The organism is Hyphomonas sp. L-53-1-40, assembly GCF_000682775.1.
In the GTDB taxonomy this organism is placed as follows: domain Bacteria; phylum Pseudomonadota; class Alphaproteobacteria; order Caulobacterales; family Hyphomonadaceae; genus Hyphomonas.
In genome coordinates, this window is record NZ_AWFI01000016.1 from 67,349 (window position 1) to 85,459 (window position 18,111).

11 protein-coding genes are annotated in these 18,111 nt (G+C 55.6%); 9 read left to right on the forward strand and 2 right to left on the reverse strand.

The window, feature by feature from the left end; genetic code table 11:
* Window positions 1-37: 37 nt before the first annotated feature.
* Window positions 38-3,292, reverse strand: a complete 3,255-nt coding sequence (locus L53_RS11305; RefSeq protein ID WP_084333391.1) for an amidohydrolase family protein — start codon at window positions 3,290-3,292, stop codon at window positions 38-40.
* Between the two features lie 246 nt (window positions 3,293-3,538).
* Here L53_RS11305 and L53_RS11310 point away from each other — a divergent pair, with 246 nt between their 5' ends.
* Entirely contained in the window at window positions 3,539-4,621 is a 1,083-nt protein-coding gene (locus L53_RS11310; RefSeq protein ID WP_034815440.1) for a PepSY domain-containing protein, read from the forward strand.
* A 123-nt stretch (window positions 4,622-4,744) separates the two neighbouring features.
* Window positions 4,745-5,731, forward strand: a complete 987-nt coding sequence (locus L53_RS11315; protein WP_051607869.1) for a LysR substrate-binding domain-containing protein — start codon at window positions 4,745-4,747, stop codon at window positions 5,729-5,731.
* Here L53_RS11315 and L53_RS11320 read toward each other — a convergent pair.
* On the reverse strand, window positions 5,728-6,876 hold the full coding sequence (locus L53_RS11320; protein WP_034815443.1) for a serine hydrolase: 1,149 nt from the start codon (window positions 6,874-6,876) through the stop codon (window positions 5,728-5,730). The genes L53_RS11315 and L53_RS11320 overlap by 4 nt on opposite strands.
* A gap of 200 nt (window positions 6,877-7,076) precedes the next feature.
* Here L53_RS11320 and L53_RS11325 point away from each other — a divergent pair, with 200 nt between their 5' ends.
* The 7 genes from L53_RS11325 (at window position 7,077) to L53_RS11355 (ending at window position 17,990) form a co-directional block, all read left to right on the forward strand.
* The gene (locus tag L53_RS11325) at window positions 7,077-7,721 is read left to right on the forward strand and encodes an FMN-binding negative transcriptional regulator (protein ID WP_034815445.1); all 645 of its coding nucleotides are present in this window, start codon (window positions 7,077-7,079) and stop codon (window positions 7,719-7,721) included.
* A gap of 121 nt (window positions 7,722-7,842) precedes the next feature.
* Window positions 7,843-9,216 (forward strand): aspartate aminotransferase family protein, encoded by a 1,374-nt coding sequence (locus tag L53_RS11330; protein WP_034815447.1) that lies wholly within the window; start codon window positions 7,843-7,845, stop codon window positions 9,214-9,216.
* A 1-nt stretch (window position 9,217) separates the two neighbouring features.
* Complete coding sequence (locus L53_RS11335; RefSeq protein ID WP_198019799.1) at window positions 9,218-10,690, forward strand: NAD-dependent succinate-semialdehyde dehydrogenase; 1,473 nt, start codon at window positions 9,218-9,220, stop codon at window positions 10,688-10,690.
* Entirely contained in the window at window positions 10,690-12,009 is a 1,320-nt protein-coding gene (locus L53_RS11340; RefSeq protein WP_034815450.1) for a putative porin, read from the forward strand. Before L53_RS11335 ends, L53_RS11340 begins: the two co-directional genes overlap by 1 nt.
* Before the next feature lie 44 nt (window positions 12,010-12,053).
* Window positions 12,054-13,145: an alanine dehydrogenase gene (ald, locus tag L53_RS11345; protein ID WP_034815452.1), complete on the forward strand. Its 1,092-nt coding sequence runs from the start codon at window positions 12,054-12,056 to the stop codon at window positions 13,143-13,145.
* 268 nt (window positions 13,146-13,413) lie between these two features.
* Window positions 13,414-15,723, forward strand: a complete 2,310-nt coding sequence (locus L53_RS11350) for a Tex family protein (RefSeq protein ID WP_084333393.1) — start codon at window positions 13,414-13,416, stop codon at window positions 15,721-15,723.
* A 272-nt stretch (window positions 15,724-15,995) separates the two neighbouring features.
* The gene (locus L53_RS11355; protein WP_198019800.1) at window positions 15,996-17,990 is read left to right on the forward strand and encodes a TonB-dependent receptor domain-containing protein; all 1,995 of its coding nucleotides are present in this window, start codon (window positions 15,996-15,998) and stop codon (window positions 17,988-17,990) included.
* Window positions 17,991-18,111 lie beyond the last annotated feature (121 nt).

The following is an 18,111-nucleotide window of genomic DNA, read 5'->3' on the forward strand; positions in this document are numbered from 1 at the left end:
CAAAATGGTCTTTCATTGGATAACTGTGACAAAGCGCTCAGTGCTCGCCCCAGGCCGGCTTCCAGTTTATATGTTTGGGCACATCATTGACTTCCCAGTAGAACGGTCGCCGTGGACGATCATGATTTCCAATTTCGTTCATGGTCACAGAATCATAGAGACGACCATTCACCATTGTTCGCGAGACCGTTTCGGTATTCCGGATATCCGTCAGCGGATTTTCATCAAGAACGATAATGTCGGCGAGCTTTCCGGCCTTGATTGAACCGATTTGCTCCTCAAGTCCCAACGTCGTGGCGCCGTTGATCGTAGCAGCCTTGAGAACATCAAGATTGCTCATCCCGCCCTCTGAAAGCAATTGAAGTTCCCAATGCATGGCGAGCCCGTAGACCTGGCCGTGCGATCCGGCATTCACACGGCCACCGGCATCGTTCAACGCCTTCATGGAACGCGCAGCCGCGCGGAACCCCAAGTCCCAAATCTCGTCCGCTGCCTGTATGTTTGTCATGCCGCGAACATAAGGTGGCGCCCCGACCGGGACTGCCAATGGGCTGTAAGAACTCGTCGTCGTCTGAACATAGGCATCGACCCGCGGGTCTTCCCAAAGCCGAGACGAATTATAGAGATAGTTTTCTCCCATCAACTCCCCGAAGAGAACGATCAGGGTCGGCGTATGCGCCACATCCGATTTCGCCATCAACTGGATGAAATCATCATAGAGCGTCTCAACCGGGACATTGTGCTGGAGGTTCAGATTCCCGTCCAGAATGGCCGTGATGCCATTGAAAAAGTGGCTCTCTCCCTCGACGTCCACCATGATGCCGTTTTCACGCCCAGCCTTCACCAGCATTTGACGTTGCTTGCGCTGGATCTGTCGGTAGCTTTTGATGATCGTACCACCCAATGCATTCTTGCGGTCCATCACCGCTTCGGCATCCGCATAGGTCTCAATTGGCACATAGACCGGGTCATATTTACGCTTTCGACCGAAAATAACGCTCCCGACCGCAATGGTGCGGGGGCCTACCATTGCACCAGCTTGGGTCATCTCGGTAACCCCGTAGGTCGGAAGCTCCGATGTATAGGGATCGTAGTTCGTGGTAATTCCGAAAGAGAGCGCCGCATAGCGAGATGCTTGCTGCTGCGGCAACAGCCCTGCCGACGCATAATAACATCCATCCAGATGCCCATGCATGTCCACAAGGCCTGGCATCAAGGTTTTTCCGGTCGCGTCAATCACATGAGCATCGCTGGGAACACCGATTTCACCGGTAGGTCCAACTGCAACAATTCGGTTTCCGTCCACAACAAGTGTGCCGTGCTCGATGACCCCTCCCTGATCCAGGGTGATAATCCGGCCGCCCACGAAAGCGGTCTTGCCGCTGGGGCGATCCACTGGAACGCGCAATTCTACCCGCGCGAACAGAGTGGGGTCGGCGCCATCCGCATTCACGGAGGCTCGGTAAACATCAGGACCAAACGCCCAGAATACGCTATCTGAGTCTCGAGCCCAGATGAGCTCATACCCTCCCGCATCTGTCAGTCGCGTGCCGCTATCAGCATCGAACACTCCGCCCTCTGCGGCCGGGTCAAAGGGTGCAACGTAATATGTTTGATAGTGCCGATAAGCGAGCCAGTTCAGGTCCGGGCTAAGCTTCAACTCACTCGTGTCTGAATCCTGCGTTCGCAGGTGCACTTCATGGTCACCCCCATGGATCGATACGCTTTCGAGTGTCGTGACGAGCGTCTCGTCAATATAGGCCTCTGTCGTGAAGTACACACGCTCTCCATCGGGAGAGAATCTCGGATTGCCACCGACGATGCCCAACGGAATTGCTTCGCCCCCCTCGGCAGGAATCCGGTAAATTCCAGGGTCCGCCATGTGACCGCCGAGACAATCGTCGCCCGATGCAATCTGGAACATGATCAACGATCCATCGGGCGAAAACGAAGGTTCACGCACAATACCGGTAGACTTGAACAGTGTGGACACTTTTCCATTGTCGGATTTCACCTTCAGGGTCCCGCCCAATACGTCATCCCATTCGATGAACGCGATGGTTCGTCCATCGGGGGAGAAGGCTGGCTCCGATTGTGAAGCTTCCGTCGCCGACAAGTGCTCCGGCGGATTGCCGGAAACATCCTGTCGCCATATGCGTCCAAGCGCACTGAACGCAAGCATCTGCTCGTCGGGCGACAGGGCCAGTCGTGAAATCGCCTTCACACGTAACGTATCCGGAGCAAGGTCTTGTGTGAATCGAGCAGGCTCGATCAATCGATGCCTAGCCGTCAGCGAGAATGGAATCTCATTCGCGCGCCCGCTATCGATGTCAACGCGCATGATTTTTCCGCCTGCCCATATCGCGATTGCCTTGCCGTCGGGAAACCAGGAAAATCGGGGGTAATATGTGCCCTGCCCCAGAAAATCAGCCTGCCCATCCCGGTCCAATCCATCAAACACCGGTATTTGGGCGCGTGTCACAAAATCGTACGTGAACAGCATTGTTTGATCTTTGACCCGGCGGACAAAGGCCATTTTACTGCCGTCGGGCGACATGGACGGAGTCATGGCGCCCCCAAAACCTCCCACGATGGTTTTGATCTCGCCGGTTTCGAGACTTTTCCGGCGAATGGCAAAATTCTTGTGGTTGGCATCCACATATACAGTGGACGCATGCGGCGGGGTCATTTTCTCGACGAAGTACAGGAACTGACCATCAGGTGAATAGACGGCATCATGCACGTTTTCGCCATTCTCTGGCATCGGGACGATCTGTTCTGCATCACCCCCACTAGCAGGATAGGTTACCAATTCAGAGGAATGGAGCCGGTTCGCCGTATCGAACATGCGGGCCGCAACAATGGTTCGGCCATCCACACTCCAGGATGGATCGACCAATGCAAGCGTGCTCTCGGACGAGACCTGAACGAGATTGCTGCCGTCTGGGTCCGACGTCCAGATATTATCGGACCCGTCGACATCACTGATGTACGCAATGCGTGCACCATCCGGACTGAATACCGGCGAATGCTGAATGGCAGGCCCGCCATGCACCAATTCAGCGGCACCGCCCGCTGCTGGCATTGAGTAAATGTCTCCCAACACGTCGAACACAATCGTGTCGCCAACCGGACTGACAGCAACACTTATCCAGGTTCCTTCTGTCAGGGAGAGTTCGACCTCCTGATTGGGCTGCCCAGTTTGGGTAATATCCCATTCCTGCGCGTTGGATGTACATCCAGTTGACAAAGCCAGGCCCAACAGTCCGGCAGCTATAGTCGTCACTCTCATGAATGCCTTCTCCCCTCTGTGTTGCAGCGCTCAAGCCCGTAGAATGCGCGTTCGCCGGTCCGGCGGGTAGGCTTTCCTGCAGCTTCGACTTGACCATGTCGCGACCGCATCGGCGAAGGGGCCTACGACGCATGAAGAGGTGCGCCAAGCGCACCACTGGTCGCGCACTTCGCATCTGTCACGCGCTCTGAATTCTTTGCGATACATGAGACTGGCAATTTTTCGCTCTTTGGTACTGGAGGTTTCATGCGTTTTCCGAGAGTCCGGTCCATCCACAAATATGTCAGCCTCAGCTTCCTCGCTTTGTGGGCACTCCAGGCCGCATCTGGCCTGGCGATTAGTTTCCGAGCCGATATCGATGAGTTCTTCCTCGGGCAGAAGAGCGTTCAAACCGAAACTGCCGCCCTGGCCAAAACAATCGAGACGCTTCAATCGGAAGGCGACGAAATCTCGTCAATCTGGATATCCGGAGGTCGGGATGGTCAATATGATGTTTATCTGGACCGCAATGGTGAAAGCCGCACAGTGCGAATTGACGGTAGCGGTGCACGCATCCGTGATCGGTCCGACGCGAATCGGTTTTCAGACGGCGCTATCTTCGAAACCCTGACGCAATTTCACAAATCGCTGATGTTGGGCTCAACGGGATACCTCTTCCTCACAATCTCCGGTCTCCTTCTGATATCAAATATCAGCCTTGGGCTGATGGCTGGATGGTCTCAGCGCAAGCGCCTCAAAGCATTTACACAAGCCTCCTCCGTCCCGGCAGCTGCGGCATTGTCTGGCTGGCATTGGCGCGTGGGATTCTGGGGGGCAATTCCTGCGCTCTGCATCATCCTGGCGGGCACTGCCCTCACACAGTCTGACCTGCTGGCAAATGGACTGAACGTCGAACAGCAAACCCCTGAAAGTCAAAAATTCGTCCCCACGCACATCGTGGACTTGGGCACCGCGATGGATGTTGCACTTGGCGAGTATCCGGGGTCCTCTCTCACCGCAATCAATTTGCCCACTGAGAACCGGCAATGGTACAAATTTCGCTTGAAGGCACCCGGAGAGATGCCGCGTCTCTACGGCGCAACCCGCGTATTCGTCGGATTGGACGGCACGGTTCTGCTGGACCATGATGCTGCCAACAGCGCTCCGGAAGAGCGTGTAATTGAATCTCTTTACCCACTCCACACCGGACAGATAGGTGGACTGTTCGGGCGACTCATAAATGCCGCCGCCGGCATCTGGTTGTTGTTCATGATCGCTTTGGGCGTACAACTTTGGTTAGCCCGTCGTCGCGGGCAAGGCGCAACGAGATCGTCACCCGGTGGTGAATAAGTGACACGCTATGAAATCAGGCGCGACGAACACATGGTCCCACTGGAATCAGCGCAAAGCTTGACTTACGAACCCGCCGGAAGGTCAATCCCGCGACAAACATACCATGATAGGGAAACCAGAATGGCCGACCGTAAGGACGACCTGATCAAGACCGGGCAACAGCCCCCACTCAGAAAAGCGCTTCCACCATTCGAAGGATTGCGGGCGTTCGACGCCATCGCCCGGCTCGGCGGCGTTCGAAAAGCGGCAAAATGGCTGGACCGGGACCACGCAGTTCTAAGCCGACACTTGCGGGCTCTTGAGGAATGGGTCGGAATAACCCTCGTGGAACGCGTTCCGACGGGCCTGATCCTGACCGAAGCTGGCAAGGATTATCATCGCTCAATTGCTCAAGCCCTTGATATGGTGGCGCACGCCACACTGGACCTGCTCAATCAAGGCATCCATCACCAGCTTCTGATATGGAGTACGCCCGGATTTGCACAGCAATGGCTGTCGCGCCGTTTGGCATCGCTTGAGCGCGCAAACCAAGGTGTGGAAATCGAGCTCAAGCCGTCTGTCAGTGCGCCGGACTTTCTCTCCCACGAGGCCACGGCTGATATTCGCTACTGGGCCTCCTACGAAGACCTTGATGAGCTTCCGTCCCACCTGAGAAGCCAGGTGATCGCACAATCTCCGATCATCCCGGTAGCAAGTCCGGACTATCTCGAGAACGCCCCAGAAATCAACACGCCCGAAGATCTGCTCAACCATCAATTGCTTCATGAAAACACAACCGAAACCTGGGAAATCTGGCTAAACTCTCTTGGCGTCGATTGTGCCGATGGGCTCAAAGGTCCTCGCCTGTGGCAGGGGAACTTGACGAGTGACGCGTCCCGCCACGGACGGGGCATTGCCCTGACCAACCCCTTGCTCGCCGAAAAGCACCTTGCAAGAGGCGACCTGGTCTGGATCGGCAAGGATAATCCGGCTTTTCCAGCAAGGCGGGGCGACTATGTGCTGATCGCCCGTCACGATCGCTGGAACGAACCAAGCTTGCGAAAATTCCGTCAATGGCTGACCAACACGATCGCCAAGGACACGCCTCAGTTCAAGCCAGGCAGCTAGCTCAGCGCATCCACAGCGGCATTGAAGAAATCATTATCCAGAATCGCTTCCGAGAATTTTGGCTTCGACCGGCAACTCAGGACGGTAAGCACAATTCCACGACTGGGATTGACGTAGATATATTGCCCGAAGATTCCCCGTGCGCTGAATGCGCCTTCCTTAAAATTACCGTCGCGGTCAGGCACGGGCCACCACATATACCCATAGTTCAATGGGTCGGATCCCGCCATACGTGGCTCAGTAGCTTCCGTGAACCAACCTTCCGGTACGACCGATTCCCCGTCGATCACCCCGCCATTCAACGCGAAGAGTCCCAATCGGGCATAATCATGCAAATTCGCACAAATGCCACTGCCGGCAACCTCAAGCCCATCCGGCGACTCCAGCCACCATGCGGCGTCCGCCTGCATGCCAAGACGCGACCACATGGTTTCGGAACAATAGTCAGACAGCCACTTCCCGGTTGCCGCTTTGACCAGCGCACCCACAACATGGGTCTCGCCCGTGCTATAGTTCCAGACCGTTCCCGGCTCGGCAATGCGGGGCAAAGAGGCCATGAATTTCATGATTTCACCCGGTTTTTGCCCAACCTGGAGATCCAGCATGGTGCGGCGCTCAGACTCCGCCACCGTGTGAGTATCGTCCCACTTCACACCTGACGTCATCTGCAGCAAATGCTTGATGGAGACCCCATCGTAGCCACTACCGGACAATTCAGGCAGGTACTTCACGAGTTGGTCATCAACGCTGTTGATGAAGCCATCCTTGATCGCCGCACCAACCAGCGTTGTTGATACCGACTTGGCCATGGACATCGACATCCATCGCGTATCCGGCCCGATGCCCTGATCATAGTATTCGTGAACGATATGCCCATCTTTGATCGCCAACAGTCCGACGAGGCGGTTCTGGGATACGTAGTCGAACAGATCGTAGGATTTACCATTCGCCTGAATAGGCATATCGCTCAGCGGCGTCGCCGCATATGGCAAGGCAGACACCGTGTCACCAGCCTTGATGGTGCGAGTGGGGAAAATCTCGTGTGTATGGCTGAACGTATGCATCTGAACATCTGGCATCAATTTGCCAGCATAAGCCGTCACGATGTCACCGAACTGCGGTTCGCGCTGAGAGAATGCTGTCACGAATAGTCTCCTAGGTTAGCGCAGCGACAATCAGGAGGTGGCGCGCGCTTTGTGGTGACAATACATTTCGATACCGGCAGACTCAGGTGCCAAGCAAAGGTATTCTGGTGCCCCTGCTGCACCGGCTGTTATACATTTCGCGCCTCACATTTCCGTCTGTCGACGCGAAGACTAACCCCAGAAAATACAAGGGATATAGTATGACCGATGCAAATGAGACGTGGCACATGTATGTGCCGAAACCTTATCGGGCGTCTGACCCGCTCTCGATCATAGCCGCCTACCCCTTTGGCCAGATAATCACCAGCTGCGGCGACCTGCCCTATGCGACCTCGGTCCCCATGTACGTGGTGACAACATCAACTGGTCACACTGAGCTGGTCGGGCACATGGCACGGAACAATCCACACGCCACCACCCTGGCCGCCGGCCAAAAAGCGCTTGCGACCTTTCATGGCCCGAACGCATATATCTCGGCAAGCTGGTACAAGGACCAGCCAACAGTTCCGACCTGGAACTACATTGCTGCGCAAGTACGAGGGACGCTTCATCCGATTGATGATGCCGAGGCTCAACTGGAGATCATGCGGATCACGATTGCCCAAAGCGAAGCGGCGTCCCAATCCGCGTGGCGTATGGAGCACGCACCCAATGGCAAAGTCGACAGCCTGGTTCCCCGTATCCGCTCCTTCCGGATCACCATTTCGAACATCGATGCGGTGACAAAGTTGAGTCAGACCCATCCGCTTGCGGATCAGAAGCGGGTTGTCGACGCCCTCGAAACTCACAGCAACGTTCAGGATCAGGAAATCGCGCGGCGCATGCGCAGTCTTTGGCCAAAATAGGCACATCGCATTGGTCATGCACCATCGGTGCTGAAACCGCACCACTCCAATCGGTTTAGTCATCTTCTCCCTTCCGCCGCCTGAGCCCAACATGGGTTCAAACAATTGAAAGGGACGCACAATGGCGATCGCGCATCGGAATACAGCCCAGTGGCAGGCCATGGACGCCTCTCACCACATACACCCGTTCTGCGATCCAAAGACACTCGCAGAACGTGGCGTACGCGTCATAACGAGCGCAGACGGCTGTTATGTTTATGACAGCGACAATAACAAGATCCTAGATGGGATGGCTGGCCTTTGGTGTGTGAATGTCGGGTATGGTCGCCAGGAACTGGTTGATGTTGCGACCGCGCAGATGGAACAATTGCCATTCTACAACTCGTTCTTTCAAAGCTCGACGCCCAGCCAGATCGAACTTGCGCAAAAACTGTCAGAGATCGCACCGGGGAACCTCAACCATTTCTTTTTCGCCAATTCCGGATCCGAGGCGAATGACACCGTAATCCGCCTGGCACGCCACTACTGGCATGTCCGGGGCAAGCCGAAGAAGCACAAATTCATTGGGCGTCATCTCGGATATCATGGCAGCACGCTTGCCGCGACCAGCCTCGGCGGCATGAAGCACATGCATGATATGGGATCATCCATGCTTCCTGGCTTCGAGCATATCATGGAGCCCCACTGGTACGCTCACGGAGGGAATATGAGCCCCGAGGAGTTCGGTCTCCGGGCAGCGCATGCATTGGAAGAAAAAATTCTCGAAGTTGGAGCAGACAATATAGCCGCATTCATCGGCGAACCAATTCAGGGCGCTGGTGGCGTCATTGATCCACCTCCCAATTACTGGCCCGAGATTCAGAAGATCTGCCGCAAGCATGATATCCTTCTGGTATCAGACGAAGTCATCTGTGGTTTTGGACGTCTGGGGGAGTGGTTTGGATGCCAGCACTATGGTGTCCAGCCTGACATCATGCCGATGGCCAAAGGCATGTCATCCGGCTATCTGCCGATTTCTGCGGTGGCTTTCAGCGATGAGATATTTGAGACCATCAATGAAGGTGGTCCCATCTCTCATGGCTACACCTATTCCGGGCACCCCGTCGCTTGCGCGGTTGCGCATGCCAATATCAACATTATCGAACGCGAAGGCTTGGTGGATCGCGTAAAGAATGATGTCGGCCCCTATCTGCACGCACGGCTCCAGCAGCTGTTCAATGAACATGCAATCATTGGTGAAGTACGCGGAGCTGGCCTGATTGCCGGTCTTCAGCTCATCAAGTCACGGGAAGCACGCGAACACTTCACGGCTGAAGACAATGCGGCGAATATCTGTCGTGACATATGCCTCGATAACGGCCTGATTATGCGTGCCGTCGGACAGGCAATGGTGATCTGCCCTCCGCTTACCATCACGCATGCTGAAATAGACGAACTGATCGACATCGCGTCTGCCGGCCTTTCGGAAACGGCTGCCCGCTTGGGAGTCGCATGACATGTCCGTCATGCAAGTCTCGACTGCGGACTCCGTAGCGACGTCGAATGCTCTGCTGCACCGGTTGAAGGAGCGCATAGCCGCATCGTCTGTGGCAAAATCATTTACCGTGACCAATCCCGCAGACGGATCCATTGTGGCAAAAGTGCCGGATCTGGGCGCGCCGGAAACTGAAATGGCGATTGCGCTGGCAAATGATGCACAGGTTGCATGGGCCGGGCTGACGGCGGGAGAACGCGGAGCGATACTGCGGCGGTGGCATGACCTTATTCTCGCATCAGAAAAAGAACTTGGCGAAATACTGACACTCGAACAGGGCAAGCCTTTGGCAGAAGCCCGCCGGGAAGTGACGTTCAATGCCAGCTATATTGAATGGTTCGCTGAAGAAGCCAAACGCGCTTACGGTGATGTAATACCGACCAGCGCGTCCTCTCGACGACAGCTCGTCATCAAGCAACCCGTGGGGATCGTCGGCGCCATTACGCCCTGGAACTTTCCGAGCGGCATGATAACCCGCAAAGCTGCGCCTGCACTGGCCGCCGGGTGCGTGATCATCCTGAAGCCATCCGATGAAACGCCCTTGTCGGCGCTGGCACTGGAATGCCTGGCAGAGGATGCCGGTTTCCCAGCCGGCGTGTTCCAGGTCATCACATCGAAAGATCCAGCGCCTGTTGCCCAGGCACTGACCAGCCATCCACTCGTTCGCAAAATCTCCTTCACCGGATCTACGCGCGTTGGAAAACTGCTGATGCAGCAGAGCGCGGACAGCGTAAAACGTATGTCACTCGAACTGGGTGGGAACGCACCCCTTATCGTGTTCGATGATGCAGATATCGATGCAGCCGTGGCAGGCGCACTGGTCGCGAAGTTTCGCAATGCTGGACAAACATGCATCTGCGCCAATCGCATTTTACTACACACGTCCATCAAGGACGCATTCCTTGATAAATTCGTGGCAGCGGCAGAGGCCATGAATGTTGGGGACGGACTCGATCCATCTTCTGACATGGGGCCAATGATCAACACCGCCGCTAAGGACAAGGTTCAGGCCCTGATAGCAGACGCTGTCGAAAAGGGCGCGACAGTGTCCACGTCTCGTCACTCCTCAGACGTCGGAAATTTCATGCCGCCTACCATCCTGCGCGATGTCACAACGGATATGGACATCGCGCACACTGAGATTTTTGGCCCAGTTGCGCCGGTTCTCGTTTTCGAAAACGACGAAGACGCCATCGCATTGGCCAATGATACGCCTTATGGGCTCGCCGCATATTTCTGGACCCGAAACCTTTCGCGCGCCTGGCGTGTCGCTGAGCAATTGGAAGTCGGCATGGTTGGATTGAACGATATTGCGATCTCAGGAGAGGCAACACCTTTCGGAGGCGTCAAGGAATCCGGCATCGGGCGCGAGGGGTCTCGCTACGGCCTCGATGACTATCTGAATGTGAAGTATATCGCGATGGGGGGAATCTGATGTTCTACCCGAATACGGTTTCGACAAAATTTCACCTCCTGAAAGCCAGCGCTATCATAGCTATCGCTTCTGCGACGGTGCCAATGGCCGCACTGGCCCAGGACGCCGCAACGGATAATCCAGCAGCTCTCATCGCCGAGCTGCAGGAAAAACTACGCATACAGGACGAACGACTGGCGCGCCTTGAGCGGATGCTGAAAGACGCGACAAATGTGCCAGCCAAGCTTGAAACAAGCGACCGGGACACGTCCCGCGTTGTCGTGGCAGAAGCCACGGTCGCAGATACGCGTCCTGCGGCCCAGACTGGGAATCTCAACATAAGTGGCGATATCCGCCTCAGATATGAGCATAACTCGTCTGATGGCGACGAACGCGATGATGCGCGCGGCGTCGTGCGTGGGCGTATCGCGGCCACATATGCCGCGTCACCTACTCTCGAACTTGGTGCCAGGCTCGTCACTGGAGATCCTGACGATCCAAATTCAGCCGACGTTTCGCTCTCCAACTTCAATGACGATCTTCAGGTAAGCCTGGACCAACTTTACGGCATCAAGACGTTCGGCAAATTGTCCGTTCTGGGTGGAAAATTTGCGAACCCATTCCGGCGCTCGGATCTCGTCTGGGATGGCGATGTGAACCCGCAAGGCCTGGCAGCCAGCTACGCGGCTCTCGACAATGGTTCGACTCGTATCGGGGGTAGCGCGCTGTTTTTCCCGATTGAGCGTTCGACCGCCGCCCAAGACAGCACAGCATCAGGATTTCAGCTCACCCTCGATCAAAAAGCCAGCGAAGCGTGGGAGTTCGGATTTGCAGCCGGATATTACGACTATGAAATCGAGGCGGTTGGCACAGCAAACTCCGGTGATACACGCACCAACTTGCTTGATGGTTCAGGCGCTTATCTGTCCGATTTTGATCTTCTCAATATCATGACGGAAGCGTCCTTTTCCGGCTTTGGAGATCGCTGGCCACTGGATATCAAGGCTGAATATGTTCGCAATCTCGGTGCGGACGATTATGATACAGGCTATTCAGTCTCCGCATCGCTTGGACAGGCGAGCGCGCCAGGAACCTATAGTTTCGGATATGGCTATCATGTCGCAGAAGCCGACTCGGTACTCGCGGCCTTTGCGCAAGATAACATACCATATGCCAGCAACTATCTTCAGCATGCATACTCGTTCTCCTACGCACTCAGCGAGCACCTCCAGATGAATACGAGCCTGTATGCATACCGGCTCAAGGATGAAATCCTCATCCCGTTTGCCACCGACGACTGGCAACAGCGACTTCGTATAAATCTGGTCGCGAACTTCTAGACCCCTCTCCAAATATCGGACCCACACTTCAAAGGATTGTTGACTTGCGTATTGGCACCCCAAAAGAACTCAAGAACCGTGAATACCGCGTGGGCCTGACGCCACAAGGCGCCCAGGAACTCGTACGGTCGGGTCACTCCGTATTCGTCGAAACCGGCGCGGGCGAAATGGTCGGATTTTCTGACGAATTGTATGAATCTGCAGGCTGCACAATTTCTACGAACGCGGACGAATTGTTCGACTCTTCCGATATGATCATCAAGGTGAAAGAACCTCAACCAGTTGAGATCGCGCGCCTGCAACCACGACACACGCTGTTCACCTATCTTCATCTGGCACCAGACCCTGAACAGACCCGCGGACTTTTGAAGTCGGGCGCTACCTGCATTGCCTATGAAACAGTAACCGACCGGTTTGGACGCCTGCCTTTGCTTACCCCAATGAGTGAAGTGGCCGGACGCTTGTCAGTTCAGGCTGGCGCCAAGTATCTTGAAATAGCTCAAGGTGGCTCGGGAACACTATTGGGTGGCGTTACCGGCGTCGCTCCAGGCAAGGTACTCATCATCGGAGGTGGCGTCGCAGGACGGAATGCGGCGGAAATGGCCGTCGGGCTGGGAGCAAATGTCACCATCCTCGATCGCTCACTTGATCGTCTTCGGGAACTGGACGCATTCTTCGCGGGTCGCGCCCGCTGTCTTTACTCCACGTCGGCTGCGATCGAAGCTTCACTTCTGACCGCTGATTTGGTGGTCGGGGCTGTCCTGCTTCCCGGGTCGGCTGCGCCAAAGGTCGTTTCAGCCGATCAAATCTCGATGATGAAGCCCGGATCAGTGGTTGTGGATATCGCCATTGATCAAGGCGGCTGTTTCGAAACCAGCCGTCCGACCACACATGACGAACCCGTCTACAATGTTGACGGTGTCTGCCACTATTGCGTTACCAATATGCCAGCAGCAGTTGCCCGAACATCCACAATCGCCCTGTCAAACGCCACCCTGCCCTATGCGATGGCGCTGGCCGATTTGGGCACCGAACAAGCCGTGAAGACCGATCCACATCTGCATGCCGGCATCAATGTAGCCCATGGTGACATTGTCCATCCCGAAATTGTCGCGGCGATGGCTGGCCTCATATGACGTCAAGCCGGATATCTTGAGATTTACGGCACTTATGGCGACCATCGTCGCGGAACTTGCCCCCCATACGAACCCGGCCTGAACAAGGCCGGGTTTGGCAAATTATAGAGCAAGACTTGAGCGCTGCGAAAGATGGCGCGAATGACATCCCATTCCGCTCTTCGCAACATTTGGTTAACCTTGATCTCCAAGATGCAAGGCAGCGGTATCGCTTCGGCTTACCACCTCTTTTTCTGGAACTGTCTTAATTACGAAGGCCCAAGTGTTCATGCCTGCAGTCAAGCTGTCTGAATCCGCCGCTTCCTTTTCCATCGCTCAAATAATTGCCCGCGATCTCAGCGTTCGCGAAGCGCAGGTTGCGGCGACGATTGCGCTCATTGAAGAGGGCGCGACCATACCTTTCATCGCTCGCTATCGGAAGGAACGTACGGGCGGCCTGGACGACACTCAATTGCGGCAATTGGCAGAGCGCTACACCTATCTGACAGAGCTACAAGCAAGGCGTGAAACAATCCTGTCGTCCATTGGTGAGCAGCAAAAACTCACGCGCCCGCTTGAGCGTGCGATCTGGAATGCTGAAACCAAGGTTGAGTTGGAAGACCTGTACCGACCATACAAGCCGAGACGTCGAACGCGGGCGACAATTGCACGTGAACAGGGGCTCGAGCCTTTGGCCGAAACACTCCTGAAGTGTGCAGGTGATCCTGAAAAACTGGCTGTTGCCTATGTTGATAGTACCAAGGATGTGGAAACGGTATCGGCAGCTCTCGAAGGTGCCCGAGACATTCTGATCGAACGAATGGTCGAAACTCCATCCATCGTCCGCCACGTCCGGGAAAAGGTCTGGGAGGCGGGTGAATTGAGTTCACGGCTGGTCAAAGGCAAACAGGCAGACAAATTTCGGGATTATGCGGACTTCGCTGAACCGCTCGAGAAAATGCCGTCCCACCGCGCTCTCGCAATGTTGCGCGGAGAGAAAGAAGGCGTACTGAAAGTCGGGGTCGGAATCCAGACACGCAAGGCTGATACGCCGCGTCAGGCAATCGCTCGAATCTGCCAGGAATTTGGCATTAACGCATCGGGTAGCATCGGTGATCGCTGGATGCGGGAAACCGCCGAAAAGGCGTGGTCGACCAAGCTTGCCAAATCCGGTGCCTCTGACTCGCTGGCCCGTTTGAAGGAGCGTGCCGAGGCAGAAGCGATCCAAGTATTCTCCAACAATCTCAAGGATTTGCTTCTCGCCGCGCCGGCCGGAAAGAAAACGGTCATGGGCATTGATCCCGGCATCCGAACCGGGTGCAAGATTGCCGTAGTCGATGCGACTGGCAAATTGCTCGATACCGCCACCATTTATCCTCATGCGCCGCGCAATGATCGCGCGGGTGCACTGACCATCATAACGCGACTTGCCTCCAAGCACGGCGTGGATCTTGTTGGCGTTGGCAATGGCACAGCCGGCCGGGAAACGGACGCTCTGGTTGCTGAGTTGGGTGAGGCAGCACCGGAGCTGAAACTGGCCAGCATCATGGTTTCGGAAGCTGGCGCCTCCGTCTATTCGGCCTCACAGCTAGCTGCTGACGAGTTTCCGAATCTGGATGTCAGCTTGCGTGGGGCAATTTCCATTGCACGGCGCCTTCAGGACCCGCTGGCCGAACTGGTCAAAATCGAACCGAAAGCGATTGGCGTCGGCCAGTACCAGCATGATGTCGATCAGGGTGCACTCGCCCGCTCGCTCGACGCGGTTGTGGAAGACTGCGTGAATGCGGTTGGCGTAGACGTCAACACAGCCTCCGCTCCCCTCCTCACGCATGTCTCCGGACTTAATACGACGCTGGCCAGCAATATCGTCGCTTTCCGCGACCAGAATGGACCGTTCTTGACACGCAAACAGTTGAAGAAAGTCCCACGCATGGGCGCAAAGAGTTTCGAGCAATCGGCTGGATTCCTGCGCATCATTGGAGGCAAGGACCCGCTGGATGGATCCGCCGTACACCCGGAGTCCTACCCAATTGTCGAACGCATCGCCAAGGCAACGAAACAATCAGTGAAGTCCCTGATCGGCAACAAGGCAGTCCTGTCACAACTCAACCCAGCTGACTTCGCTGATGCGACATTTGGCGTTCCTACAATCCGGGACATTATCGCCGAACTGGAAAAGCCAGGCCGCGATCCAAGACCTGACTTCCAGACGGCGAGCTTCAAGGAAGGCGTCAACGAAATCGGCGACCTCAATCCCGGTATGAATCTGGAAGGCGTCGTGACAAACGTCACCGCCTTTGGCGCCTTTGTAGATATTGGCGTTCATCAGGATGGCCTCGTTCACATATCTCAACTGGCAGACCGCTTCGTGGAGTCACCGCGCGACGTGGTCAAAGCTGGCGACATTGTGCGCGTTCGCGTGCTGGAAGTGGATATAGAGCAGAAGCGGATCAGCCTGAGCATGAAGTCGTCCGCCGACTCGCAAGCGGGCACGCGTGCCAAACCGGCGCCCAAGGCGCAACCTCGAAAAGCGCCCGAGCCGACAGCTGAAGCACCCCCGAGCAGTCCATTCGACGTGCTGAAATCTCTCAAGCGCTAGCCCACTTGCATAACGTATTCGAAAGTTAGCCCTCCACTCCAATTCGCAACATGTCAGCCCCAATCCCTCATTGACTGGCAGAGTTGCCGCCAGATGGCCGGCATATGAGTGAATATCTGCCTCCAGGCAGATAGGCCGACACCCCGAATTGGCAGGTGACGATCTAAAAGACTCATTTTGCGAATAATTTTCATTTGCAAAACAGATTACCGCGCGCTATCCCGACCCCACATTGCGACTGAGTTGCATTAACGTATTATCTGGAGGGGTCCATGAACCACATCGTAAACCGTAAAACCGCCCTGTTCGGGGCCACAGCGATCGTATCGATCATTATGCTTCAGGCACCAGCCTCCGCTCAGGAAGACGCGAACACTGACAGTGAGGAGTTCCTCGGCACGCTGACGCTCGGCGAGAGTAAAAGGGAAGTCCAGACCGACACCGCCACACCAGTCACGGTCGTCGATCAGGAAGAAATAGAAGACCGCCAAGCTGGCACCGTTGCGGAATTGATTGACTCCGTTCCTGGCGTCTCCCTCGTAAACGGCTCCACCCCGACCGGATCCGGGATCAATATTCGTGGCTTTGGCGCCAACGGCACTTACGGAACTGACCAGAAAGTAGCAATTCAGGTCGATGGCGCGAGCGTGGGCTCGGAAGAACTTTATCGTATTGGCACCCAGCTCTATACCGATCCGTATCTCTACAAGAGCGTCGAAGTGATCCGCGGGACTGTCGGAAGCTTTGAGTACGGATCTGGTATTATCGGTGGGGTTGTGCGCCTTGAGACGATCGATGCGTCAGACCTCACGGGCGGCGAAACGGGGCTCGCCTTCCGTCAAACCCTCGGCGGCGCAACCAATATGGACGGATTCAACTCCTCCAGCACGCTCGCAGTCCAACCCACGGAAAACCTTGAGCTCCTTGCGAACTATTCCTGGCGCGAGCAACACAATCAGGAAGATGGGAATGACAATGTCATTGAGAACAGCGAATTTGAACTGCCCTCCTATCTGCTGAAGGCCCGCTATACGGTCGGGGACCACAGCATGCGCGCCAGCTACACCAATTCTGAGACAACCGAACGGGACAAACCATACGACTCCTTCGGTACGACCGGCGGCGCATTTGGAAATGTGGATCGAGACACCAAGTCCGAAACGATATCGCTTGCCTACAATTTCAATCCCATCACGAATGATTTGGTGAACCTTGATGCGGTGTATTCCTACGCCAATCAGGAAATTGATCAGGAATGTATTGTCGGCAGTGGCCCGTTCGGATGCTTCGCCACGGTCGATGCCGACCATCGCTACGAGACAACGAAGTTCACCGTGAAGAACACAGCCTATATTGAAACAGGCGCTCTGGTGCATGATTTGCGCACGGGCATCGAGTTCATCCAGAAAGAACGTCTTGATGCAAATTCGGCCCCAGGCGGTGAAGACAATCGCATCGCCCTGTTCGTAGTCGACCAGATCGACTTTCTGGATGGATGGACATTCGCACCAGCCCTTCGGTTTGAAAGCTCAGAAGTCGAGGGGACCCTCGATGATGGCAGCGCTGCGAGCTATGACAATGACGCGCTCATGGGCGGGGCATCGCTCCGTTATCAGTTTGACAATGGCATCGCCCTCTTCGGAAGCTATGCTTACACGGAAAGCCTCCCCATTCTCGATGACCTCGAGAACGAGATCTATATGAGCCAGCCAGAGATCGGGAAGACTTATGAGTTCGGCGCATCCTACGACCTTATCGGTGTCCTTGGACAGGATGATACGCTTTCCATGAAGGCCAATTATTATCACACGGATCAGGAAGATAACACGTCATACTCAGGTGTGGACTCGATCGAAATCCAGGGGCTGGAGCTTGAAGGATCGTACGCCCGCCGCGACGGCTACTATGCTGACCTCAACGCCAATATCGTTGATGCAGAACAGACCCGCACAGACAGCACCGTTGCGGATTGGACGAATGCTCCAGCCAACACGCTGCGCCTCACGCTCGGCAAGCGCTTCTCGAGATTGGCCGATCTGTCCAGCGAGTTCGTGCTGGCAGATGAAGCAGACCGCGATGGCACGACGACCCCGGGCTTTGCCACTGTCAATTTGCGTGCAACGATCACTCCGCAGGAAGGTGTCCTGAAGGACACATCCTTCCGCTTCGGGTTTGAAAACCTGTTCGATCATAATTACACGCCGCTCCTTTCTACGCGTCCGGCGGCTGGGCGGAACATCAAGTTCACGGTGTCGAAAGCCTTTTAGACAGTACCCCACCGATGCGAGCACCATGCGCGGCTGCCAACAGCTGCATGGTGCTCGTAACAATTCGCCAAACATTCCCGCAGCGAACTGAGTTTCAAAGCGAAATCTGATTGGAAACGCG

What these genes read in the sequence shown, in the direction of transcription:
- L53_RS11305 (WP_084333391.1), bottom strand. Translation starts at nt 3,292, where the DNA reads ATGAGAGTGACGACTATAGCTGCCGGACTGTTGGGCCTGGCTTTGTCA.
- L53_RS11310 (WP_034815440.1), top strand. Translation starts at nt 3,539, where the DNA reads ATGCGTTTTCCGAGAGTCCGGTCCATCCACAAATATGTCAGCCTCAGC.
- L53_RS11315 (WP_051607869.1), top strand. Translation starts at nt 4,745, where the DNA reads ATGGCCGACCGTAAGGACGACCTGATCAAGACCGGGCAACAGCCCCCA.
- L53_RS11325 (WP_034815445.1), top strand. Translation starts at nt 7,077, where the DNA reads ATGACCGATGCAAATGAGACGTGGCACATGTATGTGCCGAAACCTTAT.
- L53_RS11330 (WP_034815447.1), top strand. Translation starts at nt 7,843, where the DNA reads ATGGCGATCGCGCATCGGAATACAGCCCAGTGGCAGGCCATGGACGCC.
- L53_RS11335 (WP_198019799.1), top strand. Translation starts at nt 9,218, where the DNA reads ATGTCCGTCATGCAAGTCTCGACTGCGGACTCCGTAGCGACGTCGAAT.
- L53_RS11340 (WP_034815450.1), top strand. Translation starts at nt 10,690, where the DNA reads ATGTTCTACCCGAATACGGTTTCGACAAAATTTCACCTCCTGAAAGCC.
- L53_RS11350 (WP_084333393.1), top strand. Translation starts at nt 13,414, where the DNA reads ATGCCTGCAGTCAAGCTGTCTGAATCCGCCGCTTCCTTTTCCATCGCT.
- L53_RS11355 (WP_198019800.1), top strand. Translation starts at nt 15,996, where the DNA reads ATGAACCACATCGTAAACCGTAAAACCGCCCTGTTCGGGGCCACAGCG.